The organism is Cellulomonas terrae (genome assembly GCF_007990265.1).
In the GTDB taxonomy this organism is placed as follows: Bacteria; Actinomycetota; Actinomycetes; order Actinomycetales; family Cellulomonadaceae; genus Cellulomonas; species Cellulomonas terrae.
The window spans coordinates 57,499-69,727 of sequence record NZ_BJWH01000015.1; the positions used below are offsets into that span (position 1 = coordinate 57,499).

Annotated in this window: 18 protein-coding genes; 12 read left to right on the forward strand and 6 right to left on the reverse strand. The window is 73.1% G+C overall.

The genetic code is table 11. The features are described 5' to 3' along the window. Window positions 1–65 precede the first annotated feature (65 nt). Entirely contained in the window at window positions 66–356 is a 291-nt protein-coding gene (locus CTE05_RS13860; protein ID WP_246123615.1) for an ArsR/SmtB family transcription factor, read from the forward strand. Continuing rightward, window positions 356–751: a VOC family protein gene (locus tag CTE05_RS13865; RefSeq protein WP_146846959.1), complete on the forward strand. Its 396-nt coding sequence runs from the start codon at window positions 356–358 to the stop codon at window positions 749–751. Before CTE05_RS13860 ends, CTE05_RS13865 begins: the two co-directional genes overlap by 1 nt. Here the strand turns inward: CTE05_RS13865 and CTE05_RS13870 are convergent. Next, complete coding sequence (locus CTE05_RS13870) at window positions 748–1,113, reverse strand: YciI family protein (protein WP_186814868.1); 366 nt, start codon at window positions 1,111–1,113, stop codon at window positions 748–750. The genes CTE05_RS13865 and CTE05_RS13870 overlap by 4 nt on opposite strands. 89 nt (window positions 1,114–1,202) lie before the next feature. Between CTE05_RS13870 and CTE05_RS13875 the strand changes: the two genes are divergently transcribed. The 3 genes from CTE05_RS13875 (at window position 1,203) to CTE05_RS13885 (ending at window position 3,056) form a co-directional block, all read left to right on the forward strand. Further along, the gene (locus tag CTE05_RS13875) at window positions 1,203–1,910 is read left to right on the forward strand and encodes an SDR family NAD(P)-dependent oxidoreductase (RefSeq protein WP_146846907.1); all 708 of its coding nucleotides are present in this window, start codon (window positions 1,203–1,205) and stop codon (window positions 1,908–1,910) included. A gap of 115 nt (window positions 1,911–2,025) precedes the next feature. After that, window positions 2,026–2,760, forward strand: a complete 735-nt coding sequence (locus tag CTE05_RS13880; RefSeq protein WP_146846908.1) for a PadR family transcriptional regulator — start codon at window positions 2,026–2,028, stop codon at window positions 2,758–2,760. A gap of 98 nt (window positions 2,761–2,858) precedes the next feature. Next, window positions 2,859–3,056: a helix-hairpin-helix domain-containing protein gene (locus CTE05_RS13885; RefSeq protein WP_222595486.1), complete on the forward strand. Its 198-nt coding sequence runs from the start codon at window positions 2,859–2,861 to the stop codon at window positions 3,054–3,056. Here CTE05_RS13885 and CTE05_RS13890 read toward each other — a convergent pair. Together CTE05_RS13890 and CTE05_RS13895 are read right to left on the reverse strand one after the other, a co-directional pair. After that, window positions 3,053–3,769 carry a YqjF family protein gene (locus CTE05_RS13890; protein ID WP_146846910.1) on the reverse strand — a complete coding sequence of 239 codons (717 nt, stop codon included), beginning with the start codon at window positions 3,767–3,769 and terminating at the stop codon, window positions 3,053–3,055. The two genes, CTE05_RS13885 and CTE05_RS13890, sit on opposite strands and share 4 nt — an antisense overlap. A gap of 103 nt (window positions 3,770–3,872) precedes the next feature. Further along, window positions 3,873–4,598, reverse strand: coding sequence for a DUF4386 family protein (locus CTE05_RS13895; protein WP_146846911.1), 726 nt, complete (start codon window positions 4,596–4,598; stop codon window positions 3,873–3,875). 108 nt (window positions 4,599–4,706) lie between these two features. On the opposite strand from CTE05_RS13895, the gene CTE05_RS13900 reads away from it, so the two are divergent. After that, window positions 4,707–5,414, forward strand: coding sequence for a TetR/AcrR family transcriptional regulator (locus tag CTE05_RS13900; protein WP_146846912.1), 708 nt, complete (start codon window positions 4,707–4,709; stop codon window positions 5,412–5,414). A 100-nt stretch (window positions 5,415–5,514) separates the two neighbouring features. On the opposite strand, the gene CTE05_RS13905 is transcribed toward CTE05_RS13900, so the two are convergent. Next, window positions 5,515–6,567 carry an NAD(P)-dependent alcohol dehydrogenase gene (locus CTE05_RS13905; RefSeq protein WP_246123617.1) on the reverse strand — a complete coding sequence of 351 codons (1,053 nt, stop codon included), beginning with the start codon at window positions 6,565–6,567 and terminating at the stop codon, window positions 5,515–5,517. A 148-nt stretch (window positions 6,568–6,715) separates the two neighbouring features. Here CTE05_RS13905 and CTE05_RS13910 point away from each other — a divergent pair, with 148 nt between their 5' ends. Next, window positions 6,716–7,921, forward strand: a complete 1,206-nt coding sequence (locus CTE05_RS13910; protein ID WP_146846913.1) for a sensor histidine kinase — start codon at window positions 6,716–6,718, stop codon at window positions 7,919–7,921. Next, window positions 7,918–8,562 (forward strand): response regulator, encoded by a 645-nt coding sequence (locus CTE05_RS13915; RefSeq protein ID WP_146846914.1) that lies wholly within the window; start codon window positions 7,918–7,920, stop codon window positions 8,560–8,562. Before CTE05_RS13910 ends, CTE05_RS13915 begins: the two co-directional genes overlap by 4 nt. On the opposite strand, the gene CTE05_RS13920 is transcribed toward CTE05_RS13915, so the two are convergent. Together CTE05_RS13920 and CTE05_RS13925 are read right to left on the reverse strand one after the other, a co-directional pair. Continuing rightward, window positions 8,535–9,374 (reverse strand): class I SAM-dependent methyltransferase, encoded by an 840-nt coding sequence (locus CTE05_RS13920; protein ID WP_146846915.1) that lies wholly within the window; start codon window positions 9,372–9,374, stop codon window positions 8,535–8,537. The two genes, CTE05_RS13915 and CTE05_RS13920, sit on opposite strands and share 28 nt — an antisense overlap. A gap of 193 nt (window positions 9,375–9,567) precedes the next feature. Beyond that, window positions 9,568–10,215 carry an NADPH-dependent F420 reductase gene (locus CTE05_RS13925; RefSeq protein WP_146846916.1) on the reverse strand — a complete coding sequence of 216 codons (648 nt, stop codon included), beginning with the start codon at window positions 10,213–10,215 and terminating at the stop codon, window positions 9,568–9,570. A 52-nt stretch (window positions 10,216–10,267) separates the two neighbouring features. Between CTE05_RS13925 and CTE05_RS13930 the strand changes: the two genes are divergently transcribed. The 4 genes from CTE05_RS13930 to CTE05_RS13945 are packed head-to-tail and all read left to right on the forward strand — an operon-like array spanning window position 10,268 to window position 12,219. Further along, the gene (locus CTE05_RS13930; RefSeq protein WP_146846917.1) at window positions 10,268–10,792 is read left to right on the forward strand and encodes a universal stress protein; all 525 of its coding nucleotides are present in this window, start codon (window positions 10,268–10,270) and stop codon (window positions 10,790–10,792) included. Beyond that, a complete protein-coding gene (locus CTE05_RS13935) occupies window positions 10,789–11,238 on the forward strand; it encodes a FluC/FEX family fluoride channel (RefSeq protein ID WP_146846918.1) in 450 nt (149 codons plus the stop codon). Before CTE05_RS13930 ends, CTE05_RS13935 begins: the two co-directional genes overlap by 4 nt. Beyond that, entirely contained in the window at window positions 11,235–11,600 is a 366-nt protein-coding gene (gene crcB, locus CTE05_RS13940; protein WP_146846919.1) for a fluoride efflux transporter CrcB, read from the forward strand. The genes CTE05_RS13935 and crcB overlap by 4 nt, the downstream gene beginning before the upstream one ends. 34 nt (window positions 11,601–11,634) lie before the next feature. After that, window positions 11,635–12,219, forward strand: a complete 585-nt coding sequence (locus tag CTE05_RS13945) for a TetR/AcrR family transcriptional regulator (RefSeq protein ID WP_056594677.1) — start codon at window positions 11,635–11,637, stop codon at window positions 12,217–12,219. Window positions 12,220–12,229 lie beyond the last annotated feature (10 nt).

The window sequence follows — 12,229 nt, forward strand, 5'->3', positions numbered from 1 at the left end:
CGCGCGAGGGTTCCCCGAATCGACAGCCCTTGACAGGCAAGTACTGGCTTGCCTATACAGGTCGGGTGGCAGCCGACGTCTACAAGGCACTCGCCGACGCCACGCGTCGCGCGATCCTCGACGAGCTCCAGGACCGTGACGGGCAGTCGCTGTTCGAGCTGTGCACCCGGTTGACCATGAGGCACGGGCTCGGCTCGACCCGGCAGGCCGTCTCGCAGCACCTCGAGGTGCTCGAGGAGGCCGGGCTCGTGACCGTCCGCCGCGAGGGCCGCTACAAGTTCCACCACCTCGACACCGGGCCGCTGCGGCAGATCGCCACGCGCTGGCCCGTCCCCGACGAAGGAGAGTCCCCATGATCCGCATCACCGTGACCAGCGTGTTCGTCGACGACCAGAGCGCGGCGCTCGACTTCTACACCCGCCTCCTGGGGTTCGAGGTGAAGAACGACATCCCGCTCGGCGGCGACGACCGCTGGCTCACGGTCGTCTCGCCGGCCGCCCCGGACGGCGTCGAGCTGCTCCTGGAGCCCAGCGGGCACCCGGCGGTCGGTCCGTACAAGGCCGCGCTGGTCGAGGACGGCATCCCGGCCGCGTCCTTCGGGGTCGACGACCTCCAGGCGGAGTTCGACCGGCTGACCGCCGCTGGCGTGCGGTTCGTGCAGCCGCCGACGGACATGGGGCCGGTCGTCGTCGCGACCCTGGACGACACCTGCGGGAACCTCATCCAGCTCGCGCAGACGACCTCCGCCTAGAGGCCGTCCGGGGGTGCGATCGACTCGCGGATCTCGGCCACCTCGCCGGTCCCGCGGATGAGCTCGCCGACGAGCACGGCCAGCCCGTCGACGTCGTCGGTCGCGATCCGGTAGAAGCCGGCGAGGACCTCGGTCGGCTCTGCGAACGGCCCGTCGGTCACCGACGTGCGACCGTCCCGCAGACGCACCACCCGGGAGACGGAGTGGTGGAGCTCGGCGCTGTCGCGGATGACGTGCCCGCCGTCGGAGCACGCGCGGGCGAACGCCTCGTGCACCCGGTGACCGGGGATGCGGTCCGGAACGTCGTCGCCGTGCCAGACGGTCTGGTCGCCGTACAGCGCGACGATGTACTCGGTGGTCATGGTCGTCCTCTCGTCGTCGTCGGTCGTGCCCATGACGCACGCCGCGCGCACCGATCGACAGAGTCGCACGACAGTGTTTGGTTGGTCCGATGACAACTGCGGTGGTGACGGGCGGCGGGACGGGGATCGGAGCCGCGGTGGCGCGCAGGCTGCTGGCCGACGGGCACGACGTGGTGATCGTCGGGCGGCGTCGGGAGGTGCTCGAGGAGGCCGCCGCCGGGGTGATGCGGGTCGAGGTCGCGGACCTGCGCGAGCCGGCCGAGGTGGCCGCTCTGGCGGAGCGGCTCGGTGCCGTGGACGTCCTCGTGCTCAACGCGGGCGGGTCGCTCGAACCGCGCGACGGGAGCCTCGCGGCGAAGGCGGACCTGTGGGTCGACGAGTTCCGGCTGAACGTGCTGACCACGGTGCTGCTCGGCGAGGCGCTGCTGCCCGCGATGCCGCGACCGGGCGGTCGGATCATCGCGATGAGCTCCGTGGCCGCCCTGCGCGGTGCGGGCTCGTACGGCGCAGCGAAGGCGGCGATCAACTCGTGGGTCACGGGCCTCGCGGCGCAGGTGGCGGCCGACGGGATCGCGGTCAACGCGGTCGCGCCCGGGTTCGTGCCTGACACGGAGTTCTGGGCGGGCCGGCTCGCCGACGCCGAGTACGCACGCCGGCTGGCACGCGTGCCCATGGGCCGGCCGGGGACGCCTGAGGAGGTCGCCGCGGCCGTCTCCTACCTGGCCTCGCCCGAGGGTGGCTGGACCACGGGACAGGTGCTCGGGGTGCACGGCGGTGCGGTGCTCGCGCGGCTCTGAGGACGATGTATCGCTAGGGGTTGTCAAAGATAGATCAGCGATATATCTTTACGTCATCCGGTCGAGATCGCACGACCTCCCGGACGCCGCGACCCACATCGTCAGGAGACACCTCATGCGACACCCCCACCACCCCTTCCGCAGCACCACCCCCGACCCGACCGCCGAGCGCGGCCGCACCCGCCGCCGTCGCGGCGACTTCCCCGAGGCCCCCTACGAGGAGGGCTTCGACCCGCGCCGCGGCGGACCGCGCGGCGCGTTCCCGCACGAGCACCACGAGCACCGCGGACGCGGCCCCGGCTTCGGCCCGGGCTTCGGTCCCGGCTTCGGCGGACCTGGCTTCGGCGGCCCGGGCTTCGGCCCCGGCGGCCGCGGTCGCGGTCCCGGCCGGCGCGCCGGGCGCGGCGACATCCGCGCCGCGATCCTGCTGCTCCTCGCCGAGGAGCCCATGCACGGCTACCAGCTGATCCAGCAGATCGGCGAGCGGTCGGGCGGCACGTGGCGGCCCAGCCCCGGCGCCATCTACCCGGCGCTCAACCTCCTCGAGGACGAGGGCCTCATCGCCATCACCTCCGAGTCCGGCCGCAAGATGGCCACGCTCACCGAGGCGGGCGGCACCTACGTCACCCAGAACGCCGAGCAGCTCGGCAGCCCGTGGGAGGACGCCGCGAGCCGGCCCGCTTCCCCGGGTCGCGCGCTGCGCGGAGCCCTGGAGGCGCTCGGCGCGGCGGCTCACCAGGTCGCCCGCACGGGGACCGACGAGCAGGCGACCAAAGCCCTGGAGGTCCTCGACCGTGCACGCCGGGACCTGTACCTGATCCTCGCGGGCGACGCGACGCCGCAGGACTGACGCACCACCGACGAGGCGCCCCGCAGCACCCGCTGCGGGGCGCCTCGGCGCGTGCGCGCTCCAGGACGGCCGCGATGCCGGTGGGAGAATCTCGACCCATGGTCGACCCGACGCCACCACCCACCCCGCTGCCGCGCGGCATCGGACGGGCCGCCACGGCGGCGCTCGCGCTGGAGGGGATCACGACGCTCGACGACGTCCGGGAGGTGGACCTCGACGGGCTCCTCCGGCTGCACGGCGTCGGACCGAAGGCGATCCAGGTCCTGCGCGAGGCGCTGGCCTCGACCCCGGGCTAGAGCGGCATCGCGAACCGCGCGTGCACGCCCGGGGAGTACAGGACCGAGTCCGGCGGGCGGGAGGCGACCCCGGGCAGCCCCCCGGCGGCGACGAGCTCGTCGTCGAGCGACACGAGGGTCGCCCGCCGCAGCGGCCACGGCTCGTGCTCGTTGGGCACGAACCGGGTCCGCCCTCGCAGGACGGTGTGCATGCCCCAGCGAGCGGTGAGGAAGTCGGCGAGCGGGTCTCCCTCGACGGCAGACCGTGACGGCCGGACGACGATCCGCGACGACGGCCGGTCACCGGTGAGCCGCGTCGAGCGGTAGTCGATCGCGTCGTCGGTGCGGCGGATCGACATCCGCGCCCACTGGTACGGCACGTTCATGACGGTCCGTGCGCCGAGCACGGTGACCGCCCGCGACGCCTCGAGCGACCGGAACAGCACGCCGCGCCGGCCCTCGTCGTCGACCGTGTAGAGCCGGACGTTGATCTCGGGGAAGTTGCCGATGTACGGCAGCGCCGGTCCGGGGACCAGCGTGAACCGCTCCATCCGGAACGCGATGAGCCCGACCCACGAGGACCCGTCGAACTCGTCGGGCCGCGTCCCCGCGGGCAGCAGCGGCGCGACGGCGTCGGGCGCCACCCGCCAGTGCAGGAAGCTGGCCCGCACCCAGTCCTGCGACAGGATCACGCGCCCACGCAGCGGCGGCGCAACGCTCTGGATGGGATCCACAGGCTCACCGTAGGCGGGACGGCGACGAGCGCGGCAGTTCGCGACGAGCGCGGCAGTCGGAAGTGCCGCGCTCGTCGCGAAGTATCGCGCTCGGGGGCGAGGGTCAGGCGGCGGCGAGGGATCGGTCTCGGGAGGGTGCGCGCAGCAGCACGACGCCCAGGACCAGCAGGGCCAGGTACCAGATCGAGTAGATGGAGGAGCCGATCGTGGTGAGCGGGTCGGACGCGAGCCAGCCGGCGGGGACCAGGGTGACGGCCCAGGCGATCGCGACGACGGCGAGCGTGCGGCGCAGCCAGGCCGGAGCGACGTCGGCGGCGCGCCACGCGAGGACCCCGAGGCCGACGGCCCAGACGCCCTGCAGCAGCCAGCCCAGGTTCTCGCCGAGCGCGCCGCCGGCGTAGGCGTTGACCAGCTCGTAGGTGGCGGCGGTGGCGGCGACGGTCTCCGGGGAGGCGGACGGGTCGAGGTAGCGGTCGGCCAGGCCCGGGACGACCAGCGGCCAGCGGATCCAGCCGAGGCTCTGGACCACGGGCGCGAGCACGCCGAACGCGGTGACGGTGAGGAGGGCGGCGTCGGTGCCGCGGCTGCGGGCGAGCAGCAGGTGCAGCGCGATGACCCCGGGGATGAGCACGAGGCTGCCGCCCAGTTGCATCAGGAACAGCGCCTGCACGGTCGAGGCGATCTCCGCGAAGGCGGGCAGCACCTCGGCGGCGGGTGCGTCGAGGACGTCGGGCCAGCCGAACGTGACGGACAGGCCGATGCTCGCGACGAGGGCGAGGGTGCCGGAGGCGATGAGGGAGAAGGCGGCGGTGCGGCGGTCGCTGACCATGGCGGGCTCCTGGACGACGGAAACGAGAACACTGTTCTCTCTTGTGTGAACAGTGTTCTCGCGACGCGGCGAGAAGTCAAGAACAGTGTTCTCGTTTATGCTGCGCGGATGGCTGCCACCGTCCGCGAGCGTCGTCGTCAGGAGACGACCGACGCGATCCTGCGCTCCGCTCGCACGCACCTGGAGCAGGCCGGCGTCGAGGGGGTCACGCTGCGCGCCGTGGCCCGTGACCTCGACCTCGCGGTGTCCGCGCTCTACCGCTACGTGGACAGCCGCGACGACCTGCTCACCGAGCTGCTGGTCGAGGCGTTCACGGAGCACGCCGACGCGGTGGACGCGGCCGTCGACGAGGTGGGTCCCGACGACCTCCCCGGGGCCATCACCGCCGGGCTGCGCGCGTACCGGGCGTGGTCGCTCGCGCACCCCGCGCAGTTCGGTCTGGCGTTCGGCGCGCCCGTGCCCGGCTACCACGCGCCCGCGGAACGCACGGTCGCGGTCGCCGTCCGGCCCGGCAGCCGGATCATGGGCCTCTTCGCGACGGCGTACGAGCGCGGCCTGGTCGACGCGGACGTGCTGGCCGCCCGCGCGGCGACCCTCGACGACGGCACCGCCGCCGGGTTCGACGCCCTGGCCGCCCGGCAGTCCTACCCGCTGCCCGCACCCGCGATCGCGCTGGCCGTCGACGCGTTCGTGCGCGTCCACGGCTTCACGGTGATGGAGGTCTTCGGCCAGCTCCGCCCGCTGGTCAGTCCCGCGGACGCGTACTACGAGCAGCTGCTCCGGGAGGTCGTCACGACCCTCGGCCTGCCTCGCTGACCGCGCGCGAGAACGGCAGTCTGCGACGCGGACGGCAGTTCAGACTGCCGCGCTCGTCGGAAGCTGCCGCTCTCGCGCGGTCCGCGTCGGGCCGCGTCGGTCAGCTCGCCGGGATCGTGGACGTGTCGATGACGAAGCGGTAGCGGACGTCGCTGTTCACCACGCGGTCGTAGGCCTTGTCGACGTCGTCGGCCGTGATCGTCTCGACCACCGAGCCGATCCCGTGCTCCGCGCAGAAGTCGAGCATCTCCTGGGTCTCGCGGATGCCGCCGATGTTGGACCCCGACAGGTTCCGACGGGCCCCGGTGAGCGAGAACACGCGGAACGACTGCTTGTTCTCGGGCAGCCCGACGAACACCAGCGACCCCTCGAACCGCAGCAGCGACAGGTACGCGTCGACGTCGATGTCCGCGCCGACGGTGCTGATGATGAGGTCGAACGACCGGCGCAGGTCCCGGAACGTCTGGCGGTCGCTCGTCGCGTAGTAGTGGTCGGCGCCCAGCGCGAGCCCGTCGGCCTGCTTGGACAGCGACTGGCTCAGCACGGTGACCTCGGCGCCGAGCGCGTGCGCGAGCTGGACGCCCATGTGCCCGAGCCCACCCATGCCGACGATGGCGACCTTCGTGCCCGGACCCGCACCCCAGTGCTTCAGGGGCGAGTAGAGCGTGATCCCGGCGCACAGCAGCGGTGCAGCGACGTCGAGCGAGATGCCCTCGGGGATGCGCAGCGCGTAGTTCTCGTCGACCACGATCTGCGTCGAGTAGCCGCCGTAGGTGGGCGACCCGTCGTACGACTTGCTGTTGTACGTGCCGACGTTCCCGCGCAGGCAGAACTGCTCCTCGCCGGCCAGGCACATCTCGCACTCGCGGCAGGAGTCGACGAAGCACCCGACGCCGGCACGGTCGCCGACGGCGTGCTTGGTGACGGCCGACCCGACGGCGGAGATGACACCGGCGATCTCGTGCCCGGGGACCATCGGGAAGATCGCCCTGCCCCACTCCTCGCGGGCCTGGTGGATGTCGGAGTGGCAGATGCCGGCGTACGCGATGTCGATGAGGACGTCGTGCGCGCCGAGCTCGCGGCGCTCGACGGTGCCGCGCTCGAACGGGGCGCCGGCGGAGGGGGTGAGCAGGGCGGGGACGGTCAGGGACACGGAGGACTCCTCGAGGACGTGCGGGTGACTGGTTCCATCATGCGCCAGGGCGGGCCCGTCGGCGTGGGGGAGCCGCGACCGGAGGCGGACATCGGTCTCCGACGCGCGGCTGAGGTGGTCACGCGGGCCGAGGGTCCACGATGACGCCATGACGACCGCAGTGCTCACCGGCAGCCGCCCCGTCACGACGTTCCGCTGGCGCGAGTGGGTGCCGTCGATCGCGGTGGCGACCGTGGTGGGGGTCCTGCTGCTGATGACGCCTGGCATCCGCGACTTCACCGTGCTGGACGGCGGGTACTCGTACGTCTCGTCGCCGACGCCGTCCGGGTACGGCGTCATCGGTGGTCTCAGCGTCCTGGCGGGGGTCGTCCTCGCCCGCCGGTGGACCGTCTGGGCGACTGCGCTCGCCTTCCTGCCTTTCCTGTTCGTGCCGTGGATGGGCGGGTTCGTCTGGGGCTGGTGGCTCGGCCTGCTGGGCATCGCCGCCCTCGCGGCGCTGGACGGGGTGTCGCGCGCGGTTGTCCCGGCAGGTGTCGCCCTCCTGATCGCGGTGCAGTACTGCAGCACCGAGATCCCCGCCTACCTGCCGATCGGAGCGGTCACGTCGGGCATCGATGACGACTTCGAGACGTACGCGTTCGTCGCGTACTTCCTGGCGATCGCCATCACGGTCGGCATCGCGGCGCTGATCGGCTCGGTCCAGCGGTCCCGGTCGCGGGAGGAGGGCGTCGCCGCTGCGCAGCGGCACGCCTTGCAGGTCGAGTCCCTCGCCGGCGAGCGTGCCCGGCTCGCCCGGGACCTGCACGACGTCGTCGCCCACCACGTCTCGCTGGTCGCGGTCCGCGCGGAGTCGGCGCCCTTCCTGCACCCGGGCCTGGACGACGACGCGCGCGCGGTGCTGGCGGACATCGCCCAGGACGCCCGCGAGGCGCTGACCGAGCTGCGTCAGGTCCTCATCGTCCTGCAGCGCACGTCCGACGAGACCGAGCGCACCCCGCAGCCGACGGCGTGCGACGTCGACGACCTGGTGTCGGGCGCGGTCGCGGCAGGGCAGGCGATCGAGCTCGGGGGTGCGTGGCGCGAGGTCCCGCCGGCCGCGGGCTACGTGCTCTACCGCGCCGTCCAGGAGGGGCTGACCAACGCCCGCCGGCACGCCCCGGGGAGCCGGACCACCATCACCCGGAGGCAGTCCGACACCGTCGTCGGCTTCCGGATGACCAACGCGGCCGACGGTGCTGCCGACGCGGGTCGCGGCCTGATCGGGATGCGCGAACGGGTGGAGGCGCTGGGTGGCACGATGACGGCCGTGGTCGCCGACGGGGAGTTCGTGCTGGACATCCAGGTGCCTGCATGACCCGCGTCGTCGTCGCCGACGACCAGCCGGTCGTGCTGCAGGGGTTCGCGGCGATCATCGGGGCTGCGCCGGACCTCGAGGTGGTGGGGGCCGCGAAGGACGGACGAGAGCTCCTGCGTCTGGTCGCCGCCGAGAAGCCCGACGTCGCGGTGGTCGACGTGCGGATGCCGGTCCTCGACGGGATCGCCGCCACGGCCCGGATCAGCGCGGAGCACCCGTCGACCCGCGTGCTGATCCTCACGACGTTCGACCTGGACGAGTACGTCTACGACGCCCTGCGCGCCGGGGCCAGCGGCTTCCTGCTCAAGGACGTCACGGCGGACCGGCTGGTCGAGGCCGTGCGGATGGTCGCGGAGGGCTCGATGCTGCTGGGGCCGACCGTCACCCGGCGGCTGGTCGAGGACTTCACCGCCCGGTCGTCGCCGGTCGCGGTGACCGGGATCGCGGACCTGACACCTCGGGAGCTCGAGATCATGCGGGCGGTGGCGCGCGGTCTGTCGAACGCGGAGATCGGCGCGGAGCTCTGGATCGCCGAGCCGACCGTGAAGTCCCACGTCTCGGAGGCGCTGCGCAAGCTGGGCTGCCGCGACCGGGTGCAGCTGGTGATCGCGGCCTACGAGTCGGGGCTCGTCGGGACCTGACGCCGGCGCCCGACGTAGAGGAGGTGGCCGGCGGTAGCGAGTACGCCGGGGTCGGACGCCGTCGCGACGAGCCGGTCGAGCAGCCGGCTGTACGCGGAGGGGTGCTCGGTCCGCAGCGCCTCGAACCCGTCCTCGACGCCGGTGAGGAAGCCGTGCGTGGAGGCCAGCGACACCGTCGCGAAGCCGTGCGACTCGAAGAACGGCGCGACCTGCGCCGGCTCGACGCCGTAGACGTGCGTGAACCGTTCGGGCACGGCGTTCTCGAGCACGCCGTCGTCGAGCAGCCGGTCTTGGAACGCCGGGTCGGCCAGCTGCCACCGCTCGTCGGCCAGCGACACCAGCCGGCGGACGGACACGTACCGCGGCATGAGCGCCACGGCGACCAGACCCCCCGGTCGCGTGACGCGGGCGAGCTCCTGCGCGGCGCGGGCGCGGTCGGGTGCCGTCGTCAGGTGGTACATCGGGCCGAGGCTCAGGACCGCGTCGAAGGTGGCGTCGCCCCAGCGGGACAGGTCCCGGGCGTCGATCTGGACGACCTCGCGGACCGTCCCGGCGGGCAGCGAGGACTCGGCGATGGCGAGCAGCTCAGGGGAGAGGTCCGCCAGCGTCACGTCCCAGCCGAGCTCGGCGAGCCACACCGAGTACGGGCCGGTGCCGCCGCCCAGGTCGAGCGCCCGGCCGGGGGCGTCGAGGTGGGGTTCCAGGAGCCGGGTGGTGAGCACGCGTTCGAGGAGGCCCTCCGCGGAGAGCAGGCGGTCGCGCTCGTGGTGGCTCTTCGCGGCGTAGTAGGCCTGCACGGCCGACGGGTCCATCAGGCGCGCCGCACCAGCGCGACGACGCTGCTCGCGCGGATCGGGTGGTGACGGGGGAGGTCCATGAGCCGGACGCTACGTCCGCCCCGACGCACCCGGCGAGGGAAATGACGTATCAGGGGCGCTCGCTGCGCCTCTTGCGAGGTGACGGGACGGACGGCCTGCGCCCGGAGGGGAGCGCAGGCCGTCCGTCTCACATGTCGCGGTAGCGCACCGCCCGGGCCAGCGCGGCGCGCAGCCCGTCGGCGTCGAACCGCTGCACGTACGCCGCGGTGTCGCGCTGGTAGCGCCAGCCCTCCGCGAGCGGGCCCACGTCGACCGTGTCGAAGCCCAGCTCGTCGATGAGCTCCGCCACCGCGGCGCGAGCGTCGTCGGAGTCGCCGGCCACCGCGAGCGCGCGACGGTCCGGCGTACCGGCGGGGGCGCCCTGCGTGGCGAGGTCAGCGGACGTGATGTGGTTGAACGCCTTGACGACGTGCGACGTCGGCAGGTGGGTCTGCAGGAGCTCCGAGACGGTCGTCGACTCGTCGTCGAGGGCCGGGATCTGACCGTCCCGCTGCGGGTAGTAGTTGTTGGTGTCGATGACGACCTTGCCGGCCAGGGGCTCGACAGGGACGTCCTTGACGTTCTTGGTCGGGATGGTCACGACGACCACGTCGCCGGCCTCGGCGGCCTCCGCGGACGTGCCGGCCCGCGCCCGGTCGCCGAGCTGGTCCACCAGGTCGGTCAGGGTCTCCGGGCCGCGGGAGTTGCTGACGACGACGTCGTAGCCCTGGGTGATCGCGAGCTGCGCGAGGGTGCCGCCGATGTGGCCGGCGCCGATGAATCCGATAGTGGTCATGGTGGTGGGCAACCTCCGCTGGCGTTCCTGTGTTCCCGCGTAGCCTCGGCGGGTGACGCGTTCCGCCCCGCACCCGTGGCACGGCACCCCGGTGCCCGGCACGCCGACGGTGGTCGTCGGGGTGCTGCCGAGGCAGTCGCCCACTGTCGTCCTCGGTGCGGCTGCGCTGGCCCGCGCGATGGGCGCCTCGCTCGTGTGCGTCTGGGCCGACCCCGCGCGGACCCTCGTCGCCGAGGAGCCGGACGGCACCCTCGTCACCACCCCGCTGGACCCGGACCACGCCGACAGACTCGACGGCGACGGAGTCGCGGAGACCGCGATGGCGGAGCAGCTCGCGGCTCATCTCGAGGGCTCGGGCGTCACCTGGCGCTTCGTCTACACGGTGGGCGAGGCGTCCCGGGCCCTGGCCCGGGTCGCGCGGGAGACCGGTGCGGCGCAGATCGTGATCGGCAGCCGGCGTCCCGGCGTCGGTGGCTGGATGAACCACCTGATCGGCGGTTCGACGGCAGGTCGCCTCGCGCACACCCAGCCGTTCCCGGTCACGATCGTCCCGGTGTCGCCGGAGGGGGCCCCGTGACCCGACCGCCGCACCTCGACCCGCGTCTGGTCGCGGTCGTCGCGGTCGGCGGTGCCGTGGGGACGGCCGTGAGGTGGGTCCTGACGCAGACGATCGGGACCTCGCCGTCGGGGTGGCCGACGGCGACGTTCGTCGAGAACCTGCTGGGTTCCCTGCTCCTCGGTGCGCTGCTCGAGGCGCTGCTCCGCCGAGGGGAGGAGTCGCGGCGGGGGCGCCTGGTCCGGCTCGCCGCGGGGACCGGGGTGCTCGGCGGGTTCACGACGTTCAGCAGCCTCGCCATCGAGATCGAGCGGCTGCTCGCCGCGGGCCAGGTGACCATGGGGCTGCTCTACGGCGTGCTGAGCGTGGTGCTCGGGCTGGTCGCGTGCGTCGCCGGGATCGTCCTCGCCTCCCGGCACCACCGGTGGCGGCACCAGCGGCTGCCGGGCCCGGACGAGGCGTCGTGATCCTGCTGCTGGTGGCCGCCCTCGGCGGTGTGGGTGCGGCGGCACGGTTCGTCGTCGACGGTGCGGTGCGCACCCGTTGGACGCGCACGTTCCCGCTGGCGACCCTGGTGGTCAACGTGAGCGGCTCGCTCCTGATCGGCCTGCTCACGGGCGCCCATCTCTTCCACGACCTCGGACCGACCTGGCTCGCCGTCGCGGCGACCGGCTTCTGCGGCGGGTACACCACGTTCTCGACCGCGATGGTGGAGACCGTCCGGCTGGTGGAGGCGGGGGAGGTGCGCCGTGCGACCGCGAACGCGCTCGGTTCCCTGCTGCTGTGTGTCGCGGCCGCGTCGCTGGGTGTCGGAGTCATGGCCCTCTAGCGCACGACCGTGCTCTTTGTGGTAGTCATGTGCCATGAGCAAGGGCGACGCCACGCGGCAGGCGGTGATCGACCAGGCGGTCGAGATCGCCGGGCGCCTCGGCGTGGCCGGTCTGACCATCGGCACCCTGGCCAGCGCGAGCGGGCTGTCGAAGAGCGGGCTCTACGCGCACTTCCGGTCCAAGGAGGCGCTCCAGCTCGCGGTCCTGGGCAGCGCTCGCGAGCACTTCGTCGACCAGGTGATCCGGCCGGCGCTCGCGGCCCCGCGCGGCGAGCCGCGGGTCCGCACCCTGTTCGAGCGGTGGCTGGTCACGTCGTCGTCCGGCGCGTCGGGCTGCCTGTTCGTCTCGGCGGCCGCGGAGTTCGACGACCAGCCGGGGCCCGTCCGTGACCTGGTGGTCAAGGACCACTGGGACCTGCTCGACTCGCTCGCGCAGATGTACCGCTCGGGAGCCAAGGACGGGGCGTTCCGCGACGACCTGGCGCCCGAGCAGTTCGCGCACGACCTGCACGGGCTGATGCTCGCGCACTTCCACGCGTGCAGGCTCCTGCACGACCCGGCCGCCGAGGCCCACACCCGGTACACCTTCGAGCGGCTGCTCCAGTCGCTCCTGCGCTGACCCCATCCCT

Coding starts and splice junctions, on each gene's coding strand:
- CTE05_RS13875 (WP_146846907.1), top strand. CDS start 1,203: ATGACAACTGCGGTGGTGACGGGCGGCGGGACGGGGATCGGAGCCGCG.
- CTE05_RS13910 (WP_146846913.1), top strand. CDS start 6,716: ATGACGACCGCAGTGCTCACCGGCAGCCGCCCCGTCACGACGTTCCGC.
- CTE05_RS13920 (WP_146846915.1), bottom strand. CDS start 9,374: ATGGACCCGTCGGCCGTGCAGGCCTACTACGCCGCGAAGAGCCACCAC.
- CTE05_RS13885 (WP_222595486.1), top strand. CDS start 2,859: ATGGTCGACCCGACGCCACCACCCACCCCGCTGCCGCGCGGCATCGGA.
- CTE05_RS13870 (WP_186814868.1), bottom strand. CDS start 1,113: ATGACCACCGAGTACATCGTCGCGCTGTACGGCGACCAGACCGTCTGG.
- CTE05_RS13900 (WP_146846912.1), top strand. CDS start 4,707: ATGGCTGCCACCGTCCGCGAGCGTCGTCGTCAGGAGACGACCGACGCG.
- CTE05_RS13880 (WP_146846908.1), top strand. CDS start 2,026: ATGCGACACCCCCACCACCCCTTCCGCAGCACCACCCCCGACCCGACC.
- CTE05_RS13925 (WP_146846916.1), bottom strand. CDS start 10,215: ATGACCACTATCGGATTCATCGGCGCCGGCCACATCGGCGGCACCCTC.
- CTE05_RS13915 (WP_146846914.1), top strand. CDS start 7,918: ATGACCCGCGTCGTCGTCGCCGACGACCAGCCGGTCGTGCTGCAGGGG.
- CTE05_RS13895 (WP_146846911.1), bottom strand. CDS start 4,598: ATGGTCAGCGACCGCCGCACCGCCGCCTTCTCCCTCATCGCCTCCGGC.
- CTE05_RS13945 (WP_056594677.1), top strand. CDS start 11,635: ATGAGCAAGGGCGACGCCACGCGGCAGGCGGTGATCGACCAGGCGGTC.